Source organism: Firmicutes bacterium HGW-Firmicutes-1 (assembly GCA_002841625.1).
In the GTDB taxonomy this organism is placed as follows: Bacteria; Bacillota; Clostridia; order Lachnospirales; family Vallitaleaceae; genus HGW-1.
The window spans coordinates 402,099-427,632 of the sequence record PHAG01000002.1 but is presented as its reverse complement, the minus strand read 5'-3'; the positions used below and the strand labels follow the sequence as shown (position 1 = coordinate 427,632).

The 25,534-nt window shown below is 32.6% G+C and carries 21 protein-coding genes and 1 tRNA gene; 18 read left to right on the top strand and 4 right to left on the bottom strand.

Features of this window, described 5'->3' with window-relative positions:
- The first annotated feature begins 7 nt into the window (after positions 1-7).
- The 3 genes from CVU84_04185 to CVU84_04175 all read left to right on the top strand — a co-directional run bounded on the left by CVU84_04185 (position 8) and on the right by CVU84_04175 (position 3,364).
- Positions 8-1,390 carry an FtsW/RodA/SpoVE family cell cycle protein gene (locus CVU84_04185; GenBank protein PKM96003.1) on the top strand — a complete coding sequence of 461 codons (1,383 nt, stop codon included), beginning with the start codon at positions 8-10 and terminating at the stop codon, positions 1,388-1,390.
- A complete protein-coding gene (locus CVU84_04180) occupies positions 1,296-2,786 on the top strand; it encodes a peptidoglycan glycosyltransferase (protein PKM96002.1) in 1,491 nt (496 codons plus the stop codon). The genes CVU84_04185 and CVU84_04180 overlap by 95 nt, the downstream gene beginning before the upstream one ends.
- Positions 2,787-2,911: 125 nt before the next feature.
- Positions 2,912-3,364, top strand: coding sequence for a hydrolase (locus tag CVU84_04175; protein ID PKM96001.1), 453 nt, complete (start codon positions 2,912-2,914; stop codon positions 3,362-3,364).
- A 170-nt stretch (positions 3,365-3,534) separates the two neighbouring features.
- On the opposite strand, the gene CVU84_04170 is transcribed toward CVU84_04175, so the two are convergent.
- Positions 3,535-3,617: transfer RNA gene (locus tag CVU84_04170), tRNA-Leu, on the bottom strand.
- A gap of 101 nt (positions 3,618-3,718) precedes the next feature.
- Here CVU84_04170 and CVU84_04165 point away from each other — a divergent pair.
- The 11 genes from CVU84_04165 (at position 3,719) to CVU84_04115 (ending at position 18,196) form a co-directional block, all read left to right on the top strand.
- Entirely contained in the window at positions 3,719-4,306 is a 588-nt protein-coding gene (locus CVU84_04165; protein PKM96000.1) for an RNA polymerase subunit sigma-24, read from the top strand.
- Positions 4,307-4,349: 43 nt separating this feature from the next.
- Positions 4,350-5,279 carry a hypothetical protein gene (locus CVU84_04160; protein PKM95999.1) on the top strand — a complete coding sequence of 310 codons (930 nt, stop codon included), beginning with the start codon at positions 4,350-4,352 and terminating at the stop codon, positions 5,277-5,279.
- A gap of 117 nt (positions 5,280-5,396) precedes the next feature.
- Positions 5,397-8,033: a DNA polymerase I gene (locus tag CVU84_04155; GenBank protein ID PKM95998.1), complete on the top strand. Its 2,637-nt coding sequence runs from the start codon at positions 5,397-5,399 to the stop codon at positions 8,031-8,033.
- Positions 8,020-8,664, top strand: coding sequence for a dephospho-CoA kinase (locus tag CVU84_04150; protein ID PKM95997.1), 645 nt, complete (start codon positions 8,020-8,022; stop codon positions 8,662-8,664). The genes CVU84_04155 and CVU84_04150 overlap by 14 nt, the downstream gene beginning before the upstream one ends.
- Positions 8,651-10,258, top strand: coding sequence for a hypothetical protein (locus CVU84_04145; GenBank protein PKM95996.1), 1,608 nt, complete (start codon positions 8,651-8,653; stop codon positions 10,256-10,258). The genes CVU84_04150 and CVU84_04145 overlap by 14 nt, the downstream gene beginning before the upstream one ends.
- A gap of 123 nt (positions 10,259-10,381) precedes the next feature.
- Positions 10,382-12,400 (top strand): cell division protein FtsA, encoded by a 2,019-nt coding sequence (locus CVU84_04140; GenBank protein PKM95995.1) that lies wholly within the window; start codon positions 10,382-10,384, stop codon positions 12,398-12,400.
- A gap of 25 nt (positions 12,401-12,425) precedes the next feature.
- Complete coding sequence (locus tag CVU84_04135; protein PKM95994.1) at positions 12,426-14,093, top strand: hypothetical protein; 1,668 nt, start codon at positions 12,426-12,428, stop codon at positions 14,091-14,093.
- A 35-nt stretch (positions 14,094-14,128) separates the two neighbouring features.
- Positions 14,129-14,923, top strand: a complete 795-nt coding sequence (locus tag CVU84_04130; GenBank protein ID PKM95993.1) for a ribonuclease Z — start codon at positions 14,129-14,131, stop codon at positions 14,921-14,923.
- Positions 14,924-14,944: 21 nt separating this feature from the next.
- Entirely contained in the window at positions 14,945-15,217 is a 273-nt protein-coding gene (locus tag CVU84_04125; GenBank protein ID PKM95992.1) for an ACT domain-containing protein, read from the top strand.
- Between the two features lie 28 nt (positions 15,218-15,245).
- A complete protein-coding gene (locus CVU84_04120; GenBank protein ID PKM96130.1) occupies positions 15,246-16,604 on the top strand; it encodes a hypothetical protein in 1,359 nt (452 codons plus the stop codon).
- Positions 16,605-16,723: 119 nt separating this feature from the next.
- Entirely contained in the window at positions 16,724-18,196 is a 1,473-nt protein-coding gene (locus CVU84_04115; GenBank protein PKM95991.1) for an aminoacyl-histidine dipeptidase, read from the top strand.
- Between the two features lie 77 nt (positions 18,197-18,273).
- Here CVU84_04115 and nspC read toward each other — a convergent pair whose 3' ends face one another.
- The 3 genes from nspC to CVU84_04100 all read right to left on the bottom strand — a co-directional run bounded on the left by nspC (position 18,274) and on the right by CVU84_04100 (position 22,649).
- Complete coding sequence (gene nspC / locus CVU84_04110; GenBank protein PKM95990.1) at positions 18,274-19,410, bottom strand: carboxynorspermidine decarboxylase; 1,137 nt, start codon at positions 19,408-19,410, stop codon at positions 18,274-18,276.
- Between the two features lie 12 nt (positions 19,411-19,422).
- Complete coding sequence (locus tag CVU84_04105; protein ID PKM95989.1) at positions 19,423-20,622, bottom strand: saccharopine dehydrogenase; 1,200 nt, start codon at positions 20,620-20,622, stop codon at positions 19,423-19,425.
- Between the two features lie 107 nt (positions 20,623-20,729).
- A complete protein-coding gene (locus CVU84_04100) occupies positions 20,730-22,649 on the bottom strand; it encodes an arginine decarboxylase (GenBank protein ID PKM95988.1) in 1,920 nt (639 codons plus the stop codon).
- A gap of 277 nt (positions 22,650-22,926) precedes the next feature.
- Between CVU84_04100 and CVU84_04095 the strand changes: the two genes are divergently transcribed.
- From CVU84_04095 to CVU84_04080, 4 genes are all read left to right on the top strand, one after another.
- Positions 22,927-23,622, top strand: a complete 696-nt coding sequence (locus tag CVU84_04095) for a DUF421 domain-containing protein (protein ID PKM95987.1) — start codon at positions 22,927-22,929, stop codon at positions 23,620-23,622.
- Entirely contained in the window at positions 23,591-24,004 is a 414-nt protein-coding gene (locus CVU84_04090) for a hypothetical protein (protein ID PKM95986.1), read from the top strand. Before CVU84_04095 ends, CVU84_04090 begins: the two co-directional genes overlap by 32 nt.
- 107 nt (positions 24,005-24,111) lie before the next feature.
- Positions 24,112-24,813 (top strand): DNA-binding response regulator, encoded by a 702-nt coding sequence (locus CVU84_04085; protein ID PKM95985.1) that lies wholly within the window; start codon positions 24,112-24,114, stop codon positions 24,811-24,813.
- A gap of 228 nt (positions 24,814-25,041) precedes the next feature.
- Complete coding sequence (locus CVU84_04080) at positions 25,042-25,272, top strand: hypothetical protein (GenBank protein PKM95984.1); 231 nt, start codon at positions 25,042-25,044, stop codon at positions 25,270-25,272.
- Positions 25,273-25,534: the final 262 nt, after the last annotated feature.

Here is a 25,534-nt window from a genome sequence, read left to right as displayed (position 1 = left end):
GTGTAGTATGGTAGCTATCTTTATTGATATAACGAGATATTTTTTTCTTTTATGCGGTTTTTATTTTTTTTATAGTTCCATTAAATTGAATAAGGCTTTGTACAGTAATGATGATAATAACAAAGACTTTTATTTTAATGCTCAAAGAGTGACAATTTTATTATCACATTTAGTTGGCTTTATCATTATTGTTTTAACGAAGGAAAATACGTTAGATTTAACTATTTTATATATTGAGCAAGTACTGTTTTTTATGGTTATATGGGGAATTATTTCAAAGCTTCATTATGGTACCAATTTGTTACTTTGGAATATTTCTTTGTATTTCATACAAATTAGCTTTATTATATTGACGCGATTAGATTTTGGATATGGTGTGAGACAATTTAGAATGGCTTTACTAGGTTACGTGGTTGCGTTAATAATACCTAAAATATTTCATAAAATGACTTTTTTAGCTAAGCTTGAATGGGTTTACTTGGTCTTAAGTATTGGATTGTTATTGCTGGTGAATGATACAATCAATGGTTCTAAAAATTGGATGACAATTGGAACCTTTAGTTTTCAACCTTCAGAATTCGTGAAAATATTTTATGTCTTATTTATTGCATCTTTTTTCAGAAAAAACTTTAATCGTAATAAGTTGCTAATTTCTGCTTTTTTTACTGCAGGGCTAGTGCTTTTTTTAGTATTCCAAAAAGACTTAGGAACAGCGCTAATCTTTTCAATACTATACATAACACTTGTTTATATCGAAACAAATCAACCGGTATTTTTCTTAGGGGGCTTAGCAGCTGGATCAGTTGCTGCGTTTATAGGTTATAAATTTTTTGCTCATGTTAGAGTAAGAGTTGAAGCTTGGGCAAATCCTTGGATAGATATTGATAATAAAGGATATCAAATAACACAATCTTTATTTGCGATTGGAGCAGGTGGATGGTTGGGCGCAGGGCTCACAAAGGGCTTACCAAATAAAATACCCGTTGTTATGACAGATTTTATTTTTTCTGCAATCAGTGAAGAATTCGGAAATCTATTTTCAATACTTTTAATCGCTACAATTATGATTTTTTTCTTAACTGCGATCCGTATGTCCATTGAAGTAAAGGATCATTTTTCGTTTTTAGTTTCTGCAGGAATTAGTATTATTTTAGCTTTTCAGCAAATTTTAATCATAGGTGGAGTCACCAAATTTATCCCAAGCACTGGAGTTACACTTCCTTTTATAAGCTATGGTGGAACATCCTTGATAGCTTCCTGTATTATGCTAGGCATTTTACAAGGAGTATATTTAAATGGAAATATTAGAGATGAGGATGAAGAAGATGAAGAAGATAAAGAAATTAATACAAGAGAAGCAAATAGAAAACGTAAAACAACAACAAAATGATAATTCTCAAAATAATACGAAAGCACTTAGCAAAATAAAATATGTTTATTTAGTGATATTTGCTATGCTTATTTTTAATCTAGCATATTTTGTTGTTTTTTCTAGTGATAATCTTGTCATTAATACTTATAATCCTAGACTTGCAATTTTAGAGCAGAATATCATTAGGGGAAAAATTTTTGATCGAAACGGTGACGTACTTGCTGAAACGGTTGACTATAATGGTGAAGAACATAGAGTTTACCCTTATAAAAATGCTTTTGCTCATATAGTAGGCTATAGTCATCAAGGTAAAACGGGTATTGAGGCTTTGGCTGATCTAGATTTATTACAGTCTAATATGTCAATTTACGATCAGATTATATTCGAATTAACAGACAAAAAAAGTTTCGGTAACAATATAGTTGCGACCTTAGATAAAGATTTGCAATTAAAAGCTTATGAATTGCTTGGGAATAACAAGGGCGCGGTAGTAGCCATTGAGCCTTCCACTGGAAAGATTTTATGTTTGGTCTCAAAACCAGATTACGATCCCAATGAGCTAGTATTAAATTGGGATTACTTATTACAAGATGAAGCTAATTCACCGTTACTTAATCGTGCAACTCAAGGATTGTATCCACCAGGATCCACTTTTAAAGTGTTAACAGCTATTGAATTCCTTAAAGAAAACCCCTCAAATAATTTCAAATATAATTGTGAAGGAAAAGATGATTTTGATGGAAAAGTAATTCATTGCTATAATGGAATTGCACATGGTGAGGAGTCTTTAATAGAAGCTTTTGCAGTCTCTTGTAACACGGCCTTTGCAACTATAGGTGAAGGCTTAGATATTGATGAGCTCAATAAGCTTACAGAACAGCTGTTATTCAATAAACCATTACCGTATCCACTACCTTTTGAACAAAGCAGCTTTAAACTTACTAGTAAGAATAATTCTGCTCAAAAGGCAGAAACTGTAATAGGCCAGGGAGAAACATTAATCACACCATTGCACAATGCACTTATTGTTTCGACTATTGCAAATGGTGGAATTCTTATGAAGCCCTATTTAATTGACCACATTGAAAACAATAAGGGTAAAGTAGAGGAAAATTATCTGCCAAATGTTCATGGTACTTTATTAGATGCATCACTCACTAGAATCATTACCGATAATATGATAGAGGTCGTCAAGAGTGGAACTGCAAAACAATGTGCTTCTGATGATTATCAAATTGCAGGAAAAACCGGTTCGGCAGAAAATCCGTCTGGGGATGCACATGGGTGGTTTGTTGGCTTTGCTCCAGCTGAAAATCCCCAGATTGTTATTGCAATTCTTGTTGAAAATTCAGGTGGTAGTAGTGATTTAGCTGTTCCTATGGCTAAAAAGCTATTTGACATTTATTTGCAATAAGCATCAGGAATATAAATTCAAATTTGATTATTTTGTTGATAAATGCTTTTAATAATTGTATACTTTTTATAAGTGTACAAGCAGGGTAGAAAAATTAACACCCAAATTGGTTTAGGAGGCATACTATGATAAGAGCGGTTAGTTGCGGCGGGGTGGTAATTCATAAAGGGAAGATTTTACTATTATACAAAAATTACAAACAAAAATATGAAGGTTGGGTCCTACCTAAAGGAACAGTAGAAAAAGCAGAGGATTATAAAGATACCGCATATAGAGAAGTAAGTGAAGAAGCTGGTGTTTCTGCTAGTATAATTAAGTATATAGGCAAAAGTCAATATTCATTTATTGTTTCTAATGAAACGATTATTAAAGATGTACATTGGTATCTTATGAAGTCTAATACTTATTATTCTAAACCTCAAAAGGAAGAATATTTTGTGGATGCAGGATATTACAAATATCACGAAGCTTATCATATGTTGAAATTTCAAAATGAAAAGCAAATATTAGAAATTGCTTATAACGACTATGTTGAATTGAAGAAAGATAATATGTGGGGAAATAAAAAATATTTATAATTGATTTGCTGAGAAATTTTAAGATTTAAGAGAAAAACTACAGATTAGCAATAAAATACAAAAAAATACATTCATTCTCATTTTATATTACTTAATTTTAAGTGAATATTTTTAGAGAAGGGATGTATACTTTTTGTAAATATTTTATTGCTTTTTCGCTTTGTCTTAAATGCCCGTGGCCCGACTCGAACGGGCACGCCTTGAGGGCGCTTGATTTTGAGTCAAGTTCGTCTGCCAATTCCGACACACGGGCAAGTTGAGTTTCTAGAATGTACTTGACGTTGTATATATTATCACATAAAATAAAGAAATGCAATATTTTTAAGACAAATTTTTTGAAGGGAGGATGATTTGATGAATGATATTGAAAATGCGTTGATTAAGAAAGCTATCAGTGGCGATAGGGACGCTTTTGAGAAGATCGTTTTAATGTATGAAAAAAAGATTTATAATATAGCCTTTCATATGTTTGGTAATGAGCATGATGCTTATGACTCAGCGCAAGAAGTATTTATTAAGTTGTATAATAATATTCATACCTTCAAATTTGATTCTTCCTTTAGCACTTGGTTACATAGAATTGCAACGAACACATGCATAGATGAGTATAGGAAAAAGAAAAGGCAAAACAAACAGGCGTATTCTTTAGATGACCCTATAGAGAGCGAAACAAATACGATTGATAGACAACTTAGAGATCCTTCTTTGACACCAGAACAGCAGGTTCTTCAACTTGAAGAAGTAACTCAGGTTAGGAAGGCAATAGATGTTCTTAAAGAAGATCATAAGATTATTATAATCCTTAGAGATATTAGGGGATATAGCTATGATGAGATATCGGAGATACTTCATTGCTCGATTGGAACGGTTAAGTCAAGACTTTCAAGAGCTCGGATAGCGCTGAAGGATATTATATTAGAACAGAGGGAACATAAGACATAGTTTTTTCGTCAAAGAATTAAAGTATAAGCCAAACAAAATAAAAATGAAAGGAGGCAGTGTGATGAATTGTATAGAAGTTCAAAATTTGCTTTCAGCATATATAGATGATCAATGTACTACGCAGGAAGAAAACATGTTAAGAGAACATTTAGATAGTTGCCCGGCATGTTTGGAAGAATACAAAGTGATAGAATCTATTGTTCATATGACACATCAGATAGAAGAAGTTGATCTTCCAGAAAGTTTTCATAGTGATTTAATGATTAGAATTCATAATCAAGCAGACGATTCAAGAAAAAAACCTTTTTACAAAAGAGTATATGGAAGCTCCATCGTTGCTGCTGCACTTTTGTTTTTCGTAGTTTTTGGAATTATGAGTACGAATATGCTTGAGAATATGACGAAACAAGATGAAGCAATAAAAGAAAAGAGTGTTGCAGAGGATATTGCTGAGAATGAAACTACGAACAGTATATTATATGACACGAATGAAAATGAAGCTGCTCCTAGAGAAGCTCAAAGAGAGGATTTTACGAGTAGTCCCAATACAACCGAAGAATTCAAAGAAGATGGTGTTTTAATAGAATCAAATGTGATGAATGAAAGTACAGAAACAGATTCCAAAACTATAGATGGCGGTACAAGCGATAGTAGCGTAACGGATACAAAGACTGAACAAAATGCTTTGATTTTAAGTGCAGAACCAACTGCAGATGAAATTATTGATAATAACTATGGCATTGCAAGTCCACCAATTGCTAGTAAAATGGCTCCTGATAATAAGAAAGCAGTAGATCAGAGTGACAGCCAGGAAATGGAATTATTAAATGAAACAGGAAAGGATACAATATCTAATGAAGACAATGATCAATCGGATACTTTCCCTAAAGCATTAAAATGGTTTGGTTTAGCATTACTTCTTATGATTATTATTCCTATTGGTATTAAGTTGAGTGTAAAAGGTCGAAATTAGGTATATTTATTAAGAGTTTCTGCAATTATTGTTGCAGAAACTCTTTGTTTATTGCTATAATAAAAAAGATAGAATTAAATCGAAAGATAAAGAAAAGAGAGCATGGGGAATCAAGAAATGAATGAAAAAGTTTTGTTAATAGATGGTAATAGTATTATGAATAGAGCATTTTATGGAATAAGAGAGCTTACGAATGCAGAAGGACTCCATACAAATGCAGTTTATGGCTTTTTGAATATTTTATTTAAAACAATCGATGAAGAAGTAGCGACACATGTTGTTGTTGCTTTTGATTTAAAAGCACCAACCTTTAGACATGTGAAATATAAGGCCTATAAAGGAAATAGAAAAAGCATGCCTGATGAATTAAGAGAACAAATGCCTCTCATCAAGCAGGTCTTAGGAGAAATGAACATAACAATAAGTGAAATTGAAGGTTATGAAGCAGATGACATCATTGGTACATTAGCTTTCCAAAGCGAAAGAGAAGGAAGGCCTGTAACGATATTATCCGGAGATAGGGATATGTTACAGCTTGCCACAGAATCTATTAAGATTAGTATTCCCAAAACCAAAAATGGATCTACTACTACTGAACACTATTATGCAAATGATGTTAAAGAACTTTATCATGTTACTCCAAAAGAGTTTATAGATATTAAAGGACTTATGGGAGATAGCTCTGATAATATTCCAGGTATTCCTGGTATTGGAGAAAAAACTGCTATCAAGATCATAGAAGATTATCATTGCATTGAAAATGCTTATAAAAACCTAGAAAGTTTACCATCTAAAATTGCATCAAAGTTATCAGAACACATCGACATTGCTTTGTTAAGTAAAGAACTAGCAACAATATGTACGGATTGTGCTACCAATATTGTATTTGATGAATGTAAGCTGAATAACCTATACAGTGAAGCTGTTTACAATACCTTTAAGAGATTAGAATTTAAGTCTTTCCTTGACAGGTTTCAGTTTGACGCACCTAAAAAACAAGTGATAAATTATAGCATTTCTGAAATCAATCATTTTGATAAATTAAAGGAACAGTTATATTTATCAAAAAAACTTGCATACTACTTAGTATATGATTGTGATAGGTTGTATTTATCTTTTACTTCCGATGGAGATCATCACTATTACTGTGATTCAACAATCATAAAAAAAGAATTCATCTGTGAAGCATTGATTCACATTTTATTAGATGAAAATATCATTAAAATTACCCATAGCTTAAATGAACAGCTACATTTATTAGAAATACAATTAGCAACTTCTAATCGTTCAATTTATGATTTGGCTTTGGTATCTTATTTAATGAATCCAGTGAAAGAAACATATCATATAGATGATATCGCTAAGGATATATTAGATGTTGTTATGGTTTCCTTAGATGAGCTTGTTGGAAAAGGGAAGTCTAAAATACCTCTATCTGAGCTTCCTAGGGAAGCGCTAATCGATTATTCGGTTCAAAGTACGAATATATTGTTCAACAGCTATATCAAGCTCTTTGATAAGCTTAAAGAAGAAAATATGCTAGATTTATACTTTAATATTGAATTGCCACTTCTATATGTACTGAAAAGTATGGAAACAATTGGCGTTAAGGTAGATTCTAAGGGTTTAAAAGAATATGGCAATAATTTATATAGTCAAATTGTTGAGTTGGAAAAAAATATTTATGAAATGGCAGGAGAAAGCTTTAATATTAATTCCCCGAAGCAATTAGGTGTTATATTATTTGAAAAACTTCAATTGCCTTCAAATAAAAAAACAAAAACGAGCTATTCAACTGCTGCAGACGTACTAGAAAAACTTCAAAATAAACATCCGATTATTAGAGAGGTATTGGCATATAGGCAATTGACAAAACTGAAATCAACCTATGCAGATGGACTATTTGAATATATCAAAGAGGATGGAAGAATTCATTCCACTTTTAATCAAAAGGTTACTTCTACAGGTAGAATTAGTAGTACAGAGCCTAATCTTCAAAACATCCCTATTAAATTAGAAATTGGTAGGGCTATTAGAAAGGTTTTCATACCAGAAGAGGGTTGTGTATTTATTGATGCAGATTATTCTCAAATAGAATTAAGATTACTGGCCCATTTATCAAAGGATGAATCGTTTATTGAAGCCTTTAATCGCAATTTAGATATTCATACTATGACGGCTTCACAGGTTTTTTATGTGCCTTTTGAAGAGGTTACAGATTTACAACGAAGAAACGCAAAAGCTGTTAATTTTGGCATTGTTTACGGTATAAGTGCTTTTGGACTTAGCGAAGATTTAAATATATCTAGAAAGGAAGCCGCTGATTATATTGAACAATATTTTGCCAAGTATCCTAGTGTAAAATCGTTCTTAGATCAAACAGTTGAAGATGCTAAAAAAACAGGATATGTAAAAACGATGTTTAATAGACTGAGAACAATTCCTGAACTTTCATCGAGCAACTTTATGCAACGTTCCTTCGGAGAAAGAATTGCAATGAATACACCAATTCAAGGAAGTGCTGCGGATATTATAAAAATTGCTATGATTAATGTATATAATAGTCTTATGAAAAAAGGGCTTAAATCAAGACTTATTTTACAAGTACATGATGAATTGCTTATTGAAAGCCCTGTAGATGAAGCCGAACAAGTAAAAGAAATATTGATTTCCGAAATGGAAAAGGCGGTAATCTTAAAAGTTCCTTTGACGGTTGATGCACATATAGGTAATAATTGGTATGAAGCAAAATAGAGGTGGCGTTAGAATGGTTATTGGAATAATTGGTGGTGTTGGTACTGGGAAGTCACAGATTGCTGCATTTCTAGGAAGTAATTATAACGCTTATGTCATTCGTGCCGATCAAGTGGGGCATGAAGTCATGGCTAAAGATACTAAGGCATATCATCAAATAATTGAATTATTTGGTAAATCAATATTAGACGAAAATGGAAATATTAATAGGAAAATACTTGGGGATATTGTATTTAAGGATACTATCTTATTAAACAAATTAAATAATATAACACATCCTCTAATTTATGATGAAATTGTTAAGCAAATTTTAGAAATTAATAATAATATCAATCAATATGATTTCATCATACTTGAGGCTGCCATCATGGTTGAAGCCATGTGGACCAAACTAGTTGATGTCATTTGGTTAATAACCTGTTCAAAAGAAGTAAGAATGCAAAGACTTATGAATAGTAGAAATCTTTCTAGGGAAAAAATCGAAAACATTATTTCAAATCAACAAAGTGAAGAAGAGTTACAAAGCTATGCAGATGTTATAATCGATAATTCATTAGAAATTGAAGCTACTTTTCAACAAGTAAAAATAGAAATAATGAAAGCTTTGGAGGCAAAACATGAAAAAAATTAGTCATTTAGGCGCAATCCTTCTAATATTAATATGTGCGATTTTTATAACCTCGTGCAATAATGGAAATGATCCAAAAACACTGGATCCAGATGAAAATCCACCTGTTGATACGAAAGAAACACCTATCGTACCTACTTTTGGTGAAACACTAAGGGTTTCAATAAGAAACCCAATTACTTTAAATCCCTTGTTAAATGAAGAGCAAAGTGTGGATCAATTATTAAAGGTAGTTTTTGAACCTTTGTTTATAATTGATGCAGAGTATAAGCCTATTCCACATCTTGTTGAGTCATATGCTATTGCTCCTGACAATTCATCTATTTCATTGACTCTAAAGAAAAATCGTACCTTTAGTAATTCTGAACCATTAACTGCTTATGATGTTGAGTATTCTATTGAAGTGCTAAAAAATGCTCCAGAAACAGTAGTCTATAAAAGCTGCGTGGATAACATACAACGTACAGCTGTTATAGATAACCAAACGCTTAAAATTTATTTTAAACAGCCTTATGCGTTCTCAACCTACTATTTAAACTTTCCAATCGTGTCAATGAAAGACAGCACTAGTGGTGGATATGATCCTTTCAAACCAATTGGTAGTGGCCTTTATGTTATAACAGAATTCACATCAATGCAGAGCGTAAAACTGAAAGCAGCAGAACAACATAAGGATGATGTTTATATTGAAAGTATTGAAGCAATCATTACTCGAGATGCTGAGGTTGAAGCGAATGCGTTTGAACAAAAACTTGTAGATATGCTTTTCCCTTCGAAATTTGATTGGTTTGAGCATTCTGACGCAAGCAATCAAAAAACTCTTTCTTATACAACAAATTATTTTGAATTTTTAGGATTTAATTTTACGAATCAGTGGTTAAGCAACGCTGTAGTTAGGCAAGCAATTGCTAACAGTATCAATAGGGAGGAGGTTGCGGAGAAACAATTTTTATCTCAGGTGGCTATTACTGACAGTCCGATTCATCCTGATAGTTGGTTAAGCCCAACAGATAATCAGATCACTTATAAATATGATGTCGACAATTCTAAAAAATTATTAAACGGAATAGATCTTAAAGACTCTGATAAAGATGGATACTATGATATACCAAGCTTAAGACTACTCGTTAACAAGGAAAATGTATCCAGAAATAAAGTGGCAACAATGTTAGAGGAATACTTGAAAGAAATTGGATTGAAAGTAGAAATTGTAGCTGTAGATAAAGTTACCTTCAACGCCAAACTTTTAGCAGGTGACTTTGATCTTGTACTTACTGGATGGAAACTTTCAGTTGTTCCAGATTATACAGATATGTTTCACTCAACTCAAATCGCAGGTGGTTCTAATTTTATTCGGTACAACAATCCATTAATGGATCAAGCTTTAAGTGATGTTTTCAATTCATCTGATGATGCGATGTTATATTCCAACTTTCAAAAGTTTAGTAATTTATATGTACAGGAGCTACCTTATTTTTCCTTGTATTTCATGAATTCAATCATATTAACAAACAAGGATGTGAATGGTGAATTAAAGCCAATTACCGATCATGCTTTTCGTGGTATTGAGAACCTATATATCAATAGACAAAAATAATTTTGATAACTCTATTGGTCGAAAAAACTACTCAATTGTCTGTATTTGTGATATGATGTTAAACATAGGTTAGCATCAAATCCTAGGACTATTGACACTTTATAATAAGCTTCATGGAGATTTATGATGTCACAAGGCAAACAATTTATTCAAGAAAACTATATATTCGGATTAGATATCGGTACAAGAAGCATTATTGGTATTGTTGGCTATCCAACTGCTGGTGGCTTCAACGTAATCGCTGATTCCTTTCTTGAGCACGACACACGTGCTATGATTGATGGGCAAATATATGATATTGAAAAAGTCACAGAATCCATTAAAAAGGTAAAGCTTGAGTTAGAAAACAAACTGGGCTTTACTCTTAAAAAGGTCTGTATTGCTGCAGCTGGTCGTGTTTTAAAAACGACTACAGTCCATGTAGAACAGACGATAGATCTTAATACGAACATCAATGATGATCGTATATTTGCACTTGAATTATTAGGTATTGAAAAAGCACATCAAGAGGTAAACGTTGCCCTAAATGGTCATGAACTCGGTTATCATTGTGTTGGTTATACAGTATCAAAGTATTACTTGAATAATTATGAAATTAGCAAACTGCAAGGACATAAGGGTAAAACGATTGGAGCGGATGTACTTGCAACCTTTTTGCCTAAAGAAGTTGTAGAGAGCTTACATGAGGTTGTACATCACGCTGATTTAGAAGTTTATAGTTTAACACTAGAACCAATTGCTGCAATCAACATCGCAATTCCTAAAGAATATCGTTTATTGAATATTGCATTAGTTGATATTGGTGCTGGAACCTCTGATATAGCTATTACAAAGGATGGAAGTATTATAGCATATGGAATGATTCCGCTTGCAGGAGATGAAGTGACTGAAACAATCATTCATGAATATTTAGTAGACTTTAACACTGCAGAAGAAATTAAAATAAAAGCCTCAAGTAAGACTAAAAAAATTACTTATAAGGATATTATGGGTCTTCAACATTCAATAAGCCCTGAAGAGGTTAATGTTAAAATCAAAGCTACTGCTGAAAACTTAGCGGAGAAAATTGGCAATAAAATCAAAGAACTTAACAATGGATATTCCACAAATGCAGTTTTCCTTGTTGGTGGTGGGGGGCAGTTAAGTAAATTTACAGATATGCTAGCGAAACAATTAGAGTTATCTAATGATAGAGTGGCACTTAGAGGAAAAACAGTATTAAACAATATCAATTTTGAATCGGGTCGTAAGAAAAGCCCTGACCTTGTCACACCAATAGGAATTTGCTTTAGTGGACTAGATAGCAACAAACGAGAATTTATGCAAGTGTATTTGAACGATGAACCAATCAAGGTTTTTAATACGAATAACTTAACTATTATGGACATTGCTGCATTTAAAGGATTCAACCCAAAGCATCTTATTGCTAGAAGGGGAAATGATCTTACCTTTATATTTAATGGAATTGAAAAACGTGTTAAAGGTGAGGTAGGGGAACCCTCAAAAATATTGATTAATCATCAACCTGCAAGTCTAAATGATAGGGTAGAAATGAATGATTATATTGTAATTATTTCCGCAAAAAAAGGAAAGGATGCCGAAATTTCAACGCATCAATTGTCCGAAAAAAATGATCCAATACATATTCAAATAAATGGTACTAGTTATAAATATAAGCCGAAACTTATGCTTAATGATAAGCTAGCAACAATAAACTACGATCTACATAATAATGATCGAATTGAAACGATTCATCCTACAATTAAAGAAATATTCAATCATTTTGAAATCAGATATACGGGTCAAGATATCATACTAAATAATGAAAAGCAAGATGTTGAAGCCAAAGTGAATGACAATGATATCATACTTTTTGATCAGCCAACTACAACAGTAGATGAGCAGGTAGTAACAAAAGATTTTGACAAACTTATTCAAACCATTCATGTTATTGTGAATGGACATGTTATCAGTCTCAGTACAAAGAGAGAGTATATTTTTGTAGATGTATTTGATCATTTCCCCTTTGATTTAAGTCAACCTCAAGGCGTTGTTATTTGTGAGATCAATGATGAAAAGGTTACTTATATGTCACCAATAAAAGATGGTGATGTTTTAAAAATATACTGGAGTAATATTTAAATATGAATATCAGGAGAGTTTACCAATGGGAAGGATACTTCAATATGAAAAAAAGTATATAGGAATCTATTCAGGTACTTTGTGTATCCTATTTGCATATATGGTTCTGTTTTTCAATGAAATGAAAGAGGATCAATTGCTTATTTTGGGAATTAGCATGATTTTCTTTGTGTTTCTTCTAACAATCGTTTTATACCATTTTAAATATTTCGATCGTATAAATATATTTATCACCTTAAAATATATTAATTTGTTCTCATTAGGGATTTTATTTTATAATGAAAACATCTTTATTTTAGTTACAGCATCACTTTGTTATATTATGATTTGCATCGAATTGATTTTAACGTTATTCCAAGAGGATATAACAAAACGAAATAGGATGTTTTTCTTTACCTTTGTGCCGATGATAATTTGTTCTTTTGTATTGTGGTTTGCTAAGGATCTCAACTGGATTCAACTTCTTTTTCTAATTCAATTTTCAGCTCTTTTATTTGGAATATATAAAATAATTGACTTGAATGGTGATGAAATGCGCGAAAAAATAGCGGATGGAATTAAACTATGGGAATCAAGTCAACATTCTAATCAAGAACTATTATCAACGCAAAATGAAGTTAAAATTGCATATCAACAAATGGAAAAACAAAAAATGGATATGGAACAAACAAACAAAACTTTAAATAGAATTACATCTGAAATGTATATTCAAAATGAATTATTAAGGTATATTGGTTCTACACTAGAATTAGATCAATTGATGGATTTGGTAACAGATTCCATTATTGGAGCTATTGGTGTAGATACCTGTTCTTTAATCATTCATAATGTAGAGCAGGATAAATATTATTTTAAAACCAAAACAAATTATAATGTAGACATAGAACAGCAGTTGAAAAATGCTCTATCCGAAGGAAACCTTGCAAAATACTTTTCCGAAAAAAATTCACATATTGATAGCTATGTTAATACCTCTGATTATCCTTTTATTCAAGATAGGCCAGTAGGTTCTCTAATAATCATTCCATTAATTAGAAATAATAGTATTTATGGATTGTTAATTTCTGAGCATGCCTCAACTGGTTTTTTTGGAGAAACGAACCTACAGTTCTTCCAAAGCATTGCAACCCAAATTAATATTGCAGTAAACAACGCTAGTTTATATACTAGAATGGAAGAAATGGCAACTAAGGATGGATTATCAGGATTATATAACAGGCGACATTTTCAAAAAATGCTTGTTGATTTATTCAATAAGATTAAAGAAAAGGGTACGATGTCAGTCACAATGTTCGATATTGATAAATTCAAAAATGTGAATGACACGTATGGACATTTATTTGGTGATGAAGCAATCAAAATGGTATCAAGAATTGCACAAAAATATGCTCTTTTACATGGTGGTTTTGCTGGTAGGTATGGTGGTGAGGAATTTGTAATTGTTCTTCCAAACATTGGCCTTCGCGACTCTGTTGAAATCATGAAAAATATGCATAATGAATTAAAAAAAGAACCTTTATATTATAATAGAGATAGACTGGTTTATATAAACATTAGCATTGGAGTTACAGCTTATCCTGACTTTGGCACCAGTGCAGAAGATTTACTCAATAGAGCAGATAATGCAATGTATTATTCTAAAGATCATGGTCGCGGTAAGATAACCGTTGATGACATAAACCTAAACGAATAAAACAACTAAATAAAATAAACAAAGGTGGCTTTAGTATGCACATATGTAGCCTAGCAAGTAGTAGTAGTGGCAATTGTATCTATATTGGAGATGATAACACTCATATTTTAATAGATGTCGGAATAAGCGGCAAAAAAATTGCAGAAGGTTTATCTTTCATCAATATTTCACCTAAGGATTTGAATGGCATTCTCATTACACATGAACATGCCGATCATATAAAAAGCTTGGGTATTATGGCAAGAAGGTTTTCAATACCTATATTTGCTACCCAAACTACTTGGAATGAGCTTCAAACGAATAGTGTCTTGGGCAAAATTGATCCTTCTTTACATGTGGAAATTATTCCAGATGTTGGCTTTCAAATCAATGATATTGATATTTATCCGTTCAAAACATCTCATGATGCTGTTGATCCGGTCTGTTATACTTTTACAAAAAATAATAAGAAAATTAGTGTCGCAACTGATTTAGGATGCTATAATGATTACATAAAAGAAAAGCTTATGCATTCTAATGTCTTATTTATAGAAGCCAATCACGATATTAAAATGCTGGAAGTTGGGAAATATCCTTATTTCTTAAAGCAAAGAATATTAAGTGACTTTGGTCATTTATCTAATGAAATGTCTGGTAAGCTCATATCAGAGTTAATTCACAAAGATTTAACACATGTTATTCTTGGACACTTAAGTCAAGAAAATAATTATCCTGATATTGCTTTTGAATCAGTTAAACTTGAACTCTATGAACGTGAGGCAGTTTATTCACCAACTATTTCTGTTTTAGTTGCCAAACGTAATCAAAACTCAGATCTTATTGTTATTTAAAATTTTTTGGAGGAAGCATAAATGAAAAAAGGAATCATTACTGTAGTTGGAAAAGATACGGTAGGAATAATAGCAAGAGTATGTACATATTTAGCCAATCATCGAATTAATATTTTGGATATAAATCAAACTATCGTTCAAGATTATTTCAATATGATGATGCTCGTTGATTTAGATAAAGCCACCATGCAATTTGGAGATATTGTTGATGAATTAGATGTTCTTGGTCAGGAAATTGGAGTAGTAGTACTTCTTCAACTTGAAGATATCTTTATTAAAATGCACAGAATCTAATCTTGAAACACAAAGAAAGGGCTTGAAAATGATTAAATTATTTGAAGTTAATGAAACCAATAATATGATATTAAAAGAAAATCTAGATGTTAGAACAATTACAATGGGTATTAACCTACTTGATTGTGCTTCATCTAGTATGGATAAATTCAATAGAAATATTTACGATAAAATCACCAAGAAAGCTGAAAACCTTGTGAGAATAGGTGAAGATATTTCTAAGGAATATGGAATTCCCATTGTCAATAAAAGGATTTCTGTAACCCCCATAGGACTTGCAGCAGCTGCAACTCGTTCTAATAATTATGTATCTGTAGCTCAAGCATTAGACAAAGCAGCTAAAGAAGTTGGTGTAAATTTTATTGGAGGTTTTTCAGCCTTAGTTAATAAAGGGATGACACCAAGTGAAGAGCGCTTAATTCGTTCAATTCCTGAGGCACTCTCTATTACTGATCATGTTTGTAGCTCAGTTAATGTAGCTTCTTCAAAAACAGGAATTAATATGGATGCTGTTAGATTAATTGGACAAATTATTAAAGAGACTGCTGAACTTACAAAAGATAAAGATTCCATAGGTTGTGCTAAATTCGTTGTTTTTTGTAATGCGCCTGATGACAACCCTTTTATGGCTGGAGCCTTTCATGGTGTTAGCGAATACGATGTTGTAATTAATGTGGGTGTAAGTGGTCCAGGTGTTGTTAAAAAAGCTTTAGAGGGCTGCAGAGACGTTGATTTTGAAGTGTTATGTGAAACAATTAAGAAAACAGCATTTAAAATAACAAGAGTAGGTCAATTAGTTGCACAGGAAGCCTCTAAAAGATTAGGGGTTCCATTTGGAATTATAGATTTATCTCTAGCACCAACTCCAGCAATTGGTGACAGTATTGCAGATATTTTATGTGAAATGGGTCTGGAATATGTCGGGGCCCCAGGTACAACAGCTGCATTAGCACTTCTTAATGATCAAGTGAAAAAGGGAGGAGTAATGGCATCTTCATATGTAGGTGGCTTAAGTGGTGCTTTCATTCCAGTAAGTGAGGATCAAGGGATGATAAATGCCGTTATGGCTGGTGCGTTGACCTTAGAGAAGCTTGAAGCTATGACTTGTGTTTGCTCTGTTGGATTAGATATGATCGCAATTCCAGGGAAAACAAGCGCAGCAACAATTTCAGGAATCATTGCAGATGAAATGGCTATTGGTATGATAAACCACAAGACTACCGCAGTTCGAATTATACCTGTTATTGGTAAAGATGTCGGAGACATAGCACAGTTTGGTGGACTTCTTGGCCATGCACCTATCATGAAAGTAAATAATTTTGATTGTAGTGCTTTTATTAATAGAACTGGACGAATTCCAGCTCCCATTCACAGTTTTAGAAATTAATGTGTTAAAAGTATGTAGTTGATCTTTCGAGAACTGCATATACTGTATGGATGCGTTAACCATGAACTCTGACACGATAACTAAACATACAATGAATAAGAACAATAGAGGTGAAATCAATGGAGTATACTTTAGAATCATTGCAAAAAGATAAAGTTTTTTATTTCTTTACCCAAATCAGTAATATCCCAAGAGAATCGGGGAACGAAAAAGAAGTAAGTGATTACTTAAAACACTTTGCTGAAGAAAGAAATTTGTTTATTGAACAAGACAAATACTTAAATATCATCATTAAAAAACCTGCAACTCCAGGTTATGAAAATGCGCCAGTAGTTATTTTACAAGGGCATATGGATATGGTATGTGAAAAAAACGAGGGAACCATCCATGACTTTTGCAAGGATCCACTTCGACTTATCGTTGATGGTGATGATTTGTTTGCAGATGGAACAACACTTGGTGCAGATAACGGTATTGCAGTTGCATATGCATTGGCTTTGCTTGATGCTGATGATATTCCTCATCCAGCACTTGAAATTCTCATCACAACAGATGAAGAAGTGGGCTTAACAGGTGCTTTAGAAATGGATACTTCAGGATTAAAGGGGCAGTATTTTATCAATTTAGATACTGAAGAAGAGGGTGAAGTAATCGTAAGCTGTGCAGGCGGTCTAAGAGCTTTAATTGAATTACCTCTTGAATTTGTTGAATTAGATGATGTTGAATATAATATTGTACAGATTACGATTAAAGGCTTAAAGGGTGGACACTCCGGAATGGAAATCCACAAAAATAGAGCAAATGCGATTGTACTCTTAGGAATTGTACTTAGTCAGTTAAATGAAGCTATCGATTTGAATTTATGTCATTTATTTGGTGGCTTAAAGGACAATGTTATTCCTAGGGAAGGGTTTGTTACGTTAAATGTTCGTAAAGACCAAATGGAATTGTTTCATGAAACGATGTCTAAAATTATATGTGATCTTAAGAATGAATACAAGGGTAGTGACCCAGAAATTGTTTTTATGATTGATTTGTTAGAGGAAAAAGAAGAAGAGAAAGTGAGTCAAGCCATAAACAACAAAACTCTTGAGAACATTATTTTCTTACTTAGAGCTCTACCAAATGGTGTTCAATCAATGAGCACCGAAATAGAAGGATTGGTTGAAAGCTCAATTAACTTAGGAAGATTGTACATTGACAGCAATAAATTATGCTTTGAATTTGCTTCAAGAAGCTCAGTAAGAAGCAAAAAATATCGCATGGTACAGCTACTTAAGCTTTTTGCAAAAAACGTTGGTGCTACATGCACCGCGAGCAAAGATTACCCTGAATGGCCAATTAAAAGTAACTCTAAGTTCTTAGAAATATGCGTGAATACTTACGAAAAAATGCATGGCAGCAAACCCCTGATTAAAGGGATTCATGCAGGTCTTGAAGCAGGGGTTTTCCTAGAAAAAATGCCTCACTTGGAAGCAATATCAATAGGACCAAACACATACGATGTGCATTCTCCCGACGAGAGAATTTCTATTTCTTCAACTCAAAGAACTTGGCAATATCTATTAGAAATATTAAAGGCTATAAAATAAATATAAAAAATGCCAGTAACGAATATGTTACTGGCATTTTTTGCTTTATGGCTTATTTCTTTTTGATATAGCCTATACTACGATAATCTGTTTCGATAATCTTCGAATCCAAATTCACGAATAACCTGTACACCATTAGTATCTGAAATTGCTATTGACGGAAGGTTAACGCCATTAAATGTATTGTTCTTAACCATTGTATAATGTGCCATATCACAAAATATGATTTTATCACCAATTTTCAATGGTTCTTCAAACGAATAATCTCCAATAACATCACCAGCTAAACAAGTCATACCACCAAGTCTATAGGTGTATTGATTTATGCCAGGTACTTTAGCACCGATAATTTCCGGTCTATAAGGCATCTCTATGACATCTGGCATATGACAAGCAGCAGAAGTATCTAATATTGCAATGTCCATTCCATTTGAAACAATATCTAGTACACTAGTGACTAAGAAGCCGGTATTTAAAGCTATGGCTTCACCTGGCTCTAAGTAAACTTGGACATTATATTTGTTTTTAATATAGTTGATTGTATTTATTAAAGTATCAAGCTCATAATCACTCCGAGTAATATGGTGTCCACCACCAAAATTAATCCATTTCATCTGATGAAAGTACTTGCCAAATTTCTCCTCAACTACTTTTATTGTTCGTTCTAAGGTGTCTGAATTTTGCTCACACATTGTATGAAAGTGAATACCATCTATACCATCTAGCTCGTCTTCTTTAAATTGGTCAAGCGTTACCCCAAGTCTGGAATTTTCAAAACATGGATCATAAATAGCTGTTTTTATTTCTGAATATTGTGGGTTGACTCTAATTCCACATTCAATTTTTTTGCTCTTATTGCTTTTCACTTTTTCCTTGAATCTTTGATATTGAGGAAAGGAATTAAATACAATATGATCACAATATGTCATGATTTCATCAAATTCTTTTTCTTGGTAAGCAGGAGCATAGATATGAACTTCTTTACTCATTTCTTCATATCCCAATCTCGCTTCAAAAAGAGAGCTTGATGTGATTCCAACCAGTACTTGACCAATTTGTGGAAATAAAGAAAACATCGAGAATCCTTTTAAAGCTAGCAGGATATTACAATCCGTTTTTTTCTGAACATAATCAAGAACTTCAAGGTTTCTGTTTAATAAGTCTCTATCAACAACATAACAAGGCGAAGGCACACTGTTATAATTTTTAATCATTTATTTAGCTCCTTAATCTAATAAAGTAGGAGAAAAATCTTCTATCCAAGGAAGACCGTGTTTATTTAGCGCATCCATAAAAGGATCTGGATCAAATTCTTCAATATTATGAACACCTGGCTTATTCCAAATTCCTTTTAGAATCAGCATTGCACCAATCATTGCAGGCACACCTGTCGTGTAGGAAATTGCTTGTGATCCTACTTCTGCATAAGCTTCTTCATGAACACAAACATTATATACATAATAAGTTTTTGGTTGTCCATCTTTTGTTCCTTGGAAAATGCACCCAATATTTGTTTTTCCTTTTGTACGTGGACCTAATGATGCTGGATCAGGCAGTACAGCTTGTAGGAAGTGGATAGGCTGGATTTCTTTTCCATCATATAAAATAGGTTTAATTGAAGTCATACCAACATTTTGGAGTACCGTTAAGTGATTCAAGTAATTATCTGAAAAGGTCATCCAAAATCTAATTTTATCAATCCCTTTTATATTAACTGCAAGAGATTCTAGCTCTTCATGATATAATAAATAAATATTTTTAGGTCCAATTTGAGGGAAATCATATTCTTTTTTTATTGAAAGTGGGGGAGTTTCAACCCAATTTCCATTTTCAAAATATCTTCCCTTAGCTGTAATTTCACGGATATTTATTTCTGGATTAAAATTAGTAGCAAAAGGATAACCATGATCACCCGCATTTGCATCCAAGATATCGATTGTATGAATTTCATCAAAATAGTGTTTTTGCGCATACGCACTAAAAACACCCGTAACTCCAGGATCGAAGCCGCTTCCAAGTAGAGCAGTAAGGCCAGCTTTTTCGAATTTTTCTTTATAAGCCCATTGCCATTTATATTCAAACTTTGGCGTATCAAGGGGCTCATAATTGGCAGTGTCAACATAATGAACACCAGTTGCTAGACATGCATCCATAATCGTTAAGTCTTGGTAAGGTAGGGCAACGTTAATAACCACATCAGGTTTAAAATCATTTATTAAGCCAATCAGTTCATCCGTGTTGTCTGCATCCACTTGTGCAGTTTGTATTTTTGTTTTGCCACCTTTTAGCTTTTCTTTCATAGCATCACATTTTGATTTTGTTCTGCTTGCAATACATATTTCTTCAAAAACATCTGGGTTTTGACAGCATTTGTGTACTACCACATTTGATACGCCACCAGCACCAATAATAAGAGCTTTTCCCAATTTTTCGACCTCCTTTAATTTAAAAAAATGCTTTTACATTATACAACTAATTTCTTTTATAATCAATCTATTTTCTTGAGTACAACATTTCTTTTGTTAGCTTAAATTTAGCTTTCGTAATAAGTGTAACCACGTAAACCATTGTCAAAAGAAGACATAATATCGCGTCTATCTCTAGCAGTGATCAACCCTTCGCGAATAGCTTCTTCAGCTGTTTCACGGAAATTTGTATGCATTTCTTTTGGATCAAATTCAACATAAGAAAGTACATCAGCAACACTATCTCCATGAATTTCATTTACTAAGTCATAGTTACCATCAGGGTTAATTCTAATACTAACAACATTAGTATCTCCAAAAAGATTATGAAGGTCTCCCAATGTTTCTTGATAGGCACCAACTAAAAACACGCCTAGATAATAATTGTCATTATTTTTCAATTCATGTAATGGCAAAGTGTTTCGAACATCGTGAAGATCAATAAAGTGATCTATTTTACCGTCACAGTCACAAGTGATGTCAGCTATGATAGCATTTCGTTTAGGTAACTCAAGCAAACGATGTACCGGCATAATAGGGAATAACTGATCAATTGCCCAACTATCAGGAATCGATTGAAATAATGAGAAATTACAATAATAAATATCAGCAATCGCACATTCAATATCGTCTAGTTCTACTGGTGCAAATTTTAGCTTATTTTTTTCTTTTGCTACTTGATTAATAATATTCCAAAAAATCTTTTCAGAAAAAGAACGTTCGCGTAAGCTGATTCTTCCATGTTTAAACATATCCCTTATTTCATCTCTATAGTAAAGAGCATCATTATAGCATTCCTGGATATTTTTTAAATTTAGATTTTGGCTAACATCATATAGATTTCTGATTTGTTCTGGAGTATCTTCCTTCAATTCATCTGGCAGTTTATGTTCTTCAAATTTTGCGACATCTAATACATTAAATAATAAAACTGAATAATATGCAACCAGAGCTCGTCCTGATTCTGTAATAATTACAGGGTGGGGAACATTGGCAGTATCCATTATTGTCATGACGGCTTCTACAATATCCATACAATATTCTTCAACTGAATAATTTCTACTGTTCGTATAATTTGTATTAGAACCATCATAATCAATCGCTAGGCCACCCCCAAGATCAAGATATCCCATTGGCGCTCCTTCCTTAACCAATTCGGCGTATACACGAGCAGACTCAAGAACAGCAGAACGAATGTCGCGAATATTGGGTATTTGGGAGCCAAGATGATAATGCAGCAATTTAAGGCAATCTAACATTTTCTTTTCTTTTAGAATATCAACTATTTCAATGACTTGAGACATATTTAAGCCAAAAATACTTCTGTCCCCACCAGATTCAGTCCAGTGACCACCAGCTTTTGCTGAAAGTTTTATCCTAATTCCAATATTCGGTTTAACATCTAATGCTTCGGAGCGTTGTAAGATGATATCTAATTCCCCAGGCATTTCTATTACAAAAAAACATTTAAATCCCATTTTAACAGCATATAAACCTAGATCGATAAATTCTTCATCTTTATAACCATTGCAAATAAGACAAGCTTCTTTATCTTTCATTAAAGAAAGAGCAGCCACTAATTCAGCCTTACTACCAACTTCAAGACCATGGTGATATCTTTGTCCAAACCTTGTTACTTCTTTTATAACTTGTTGTTGTTGATTTACCTTTATTGGATATACACCACGATATTCGCCTTTATAATTAAGTTTTTTAATTGCTTCATTAAAGGAGTTGTTCAGATATGAAATCTGTGAGTCAAGTAGGTTCTCAAAACGCAATAATACAGGCATATCCAGACCTCTCTCACGTACACCAGATATAATATCCACAATACTAACTGCTGCAGAAGGATTGTCTTTATATGGGTTAACAAGTACCTCACCCTTATCTGAGATAGAGAAATAATCTGCACCCCAGTTTTTTATTCCATAAAGTTCTTCGGACTTATCTCTAGTCCATCTACCTAAAATTTCTGTTTTGTTCATGTTTTCATTCCTTTCTTAGAAAAGATATTTCTTCATTCACTTTGTTGAATCTTTTATAGATTTATCAAGAATACAAATCTACTACAACAAAACATAACATATTAGAAGCGTAGTTGTCAATAAAATGCAGGCCTTTCCTTTTTATTCATTCATTTAAAATGTTAAAAATAATTAAGCTTTGACTTAGTCTTCATCTAATTAGCTTTTGCAAAATTCGCATAAAAAAACATCTTTTGTTACAAACTAACTTCAAAATATGAAATGAATAGGTGGTTGTATGGACGAAGGACTCGTGGTTATTGTCAGAGGTGTCATTGGGTTTTTTACTTTATTAATCTTTACTAAATTATTAGGTAAGCAACAAATTAGTCAACTTACTTTATTTGAATATATACTTGGTATTACAATCGGTTCTATAGCTGCAACTTTAACTACAGACCTTACAAGCTCTGCATGGTCACATTGGATGGGATTATTTATATGGTCTTTCTTAGTGTTCTTACTTCAACACATAGTAGTAAGGTTTCCACTGGTGTCAGAGTATATCAATGGGCAACCAGAGCTAATAATCGTTAATGGTAAACTGATGGACAAAAAAATGAAATCATTAAGATACAGCCTTTCAGATTTGTTGGAGCAATTAAGGTCTAATAATGTTTTTGATATTAGTCAAGTAGAATTTGCTGTTCTTGAAACGAACGGTAAATTAACGGTGCTAAAAAAGTCTCAATATGAAACAGTTACTGCGCAAGATTTAGGTATTAGCACTCCTTATGTTGGAGTATCTACCGAGATTATTATATATGGGATGATCATTGAAGAAAATTTAAAGAAAATTGGTTTGGATAAAAGATGGCTTAAGGATGAACTAGCTAAGAGAAAGATCAATCATTCAAAAGAGATCCATTTAGCAACTATTAATACGAGTGGAGAGCTATTTATTGACCTATATAAAGATTATCTTAATAAATAAAGGAGTTTTGATTGTAATGGTAAGAACTTTGAAATTAATACTACCCATTGTTACATTAATCATTTTTATCATAATTATGACCACTGGTGGAATCGTCAAGAAACCATTAAATCCTGATGAAGATGTAGTTGCATATATTTTAGCAATAAGAGATAATGTAGTACAAGAAAAATGGGATGTAGCATCTGAAAATATGAGAAAATTAGAAGACGCATGGGATAAAATACGATTTCGCATTCAATTTTCAGTTGAAGGAACTAGAATTTATCAATTTGAAGGGGGATTGGCACGTCTAAAAGGTGCCATTAAATCAAAAAGTCAAACTATTTCAACGGTAGAAGTTGAAGCTATATTAAGTGAATGGGATAAACTAGAGGAATAATTGAATTTTTAACTATAGATATGATAAAATATACTAACTCTTCATCATATCTACATAACTAATTGTTATGCTAAGAATAACCGGAATATTTTAGGGGGGGTGACAGTATGGGTTTGGAAAAGAGTATTTTAATCGTAGATGATGAAGTTAAAATTGTAAGTGTAATAGAATCTTACCTTATACATAATGGATATACCGTTTTTAAAGCCTATAATGGGAAGGATGCTTTAGAAATTTTCACTAAGGAATTGCCTTCCTTAGTTGTATTAGATTTAATGCTTCCTGATATAAGTGGAGAAGATGTGTGCCATAAGCTTAGAAACATCTCTAGGGTACCAATTATTATGCTTACTGCAAAGGTTTCTGAGGAAGATATCTTAAACGGTTTAGACCTTGGAGCAGATGATTACATAACAAAACCTTTTAGTCCTAAGCAGTTAATGGCAAGAATAGGTGCAGTTCTAAGGCGATGTACAGCCGATAGGGAATTTCTTTCTAACGTGATCTCGTTTAATCATAATGATTTAGTGATCAATGTTTTAAAACGAGAGGTTCAAAAAAATAGTCAGGTAATTAAGCTTACTCCTAACGAATACAATATATTACTAACACTCATCAAATTTTCAGAAAAAACCTTTACACGAGATGAATTAATCAGCATCGCCTTGGGTGATGACTTCGATGGCTTTGACAGAACGGTTGATACGCATATAAAAAATTTGCGTCAAAAGATTGAAGATGATCCCAAAAATCCACTTTATATTTTGACTGTTTTTGGTGTTGGTTATCGTTTTGATGCAAGACCATAAATTTTATATATAAACTTCCTAAAAGTTTCTTAATCACTTGTGGAAAAAGCATGAATATTGTATGAATTATTGGTTAATATTTTATTAAATTATTGTTGTAAAACCTATAGACATGTTGTAATATAATAACTAGAGATAGAGAAAGAATCGTAACAAAACTTTTATACAGATTGTACCTATATTAATCGAGCTTTTACGATTATTTAATCGGAGATCGGGGGATCTAAGATGAGTACACATAAGAATGAGAATGCAGTTAAGTATCTGCATGATAACTTGGATTCATTGAAAAACAAAGGTAACAGTTTTGAATCCATAGACTTAGGTGAAGAAGATATTTTTTTAGATGAGCAATTTGGCAATAGATTATTGCCAATCAATTCAAGAAATCTATTTGGGTTTTTTCTTTTACTGATTGTTCTAAATGCAGGCTTGGCCATCGTAGTGATGATCAATTAACAAATTAATAAGCACTCATAAAAACCTTGTGTATTTGAAATGAGGTTTCTTTTTTTTTGTACAAGTTGATGGTTATGGTACTTAAATTATATTGAAAAGAAAAAAAGAATGACTTGACTTAGTCATTCTTTTTTTCTTACTAGGAAAGTTTTGTATATGCAATTGGAAAAGCGGCAGGAAGGTAACGAGAATTTTAACTCGGCGTATAAATAACAATGTTATTTAACTCGGCGCAGCCGATTTTCTTGCTTACTAGGAAAGT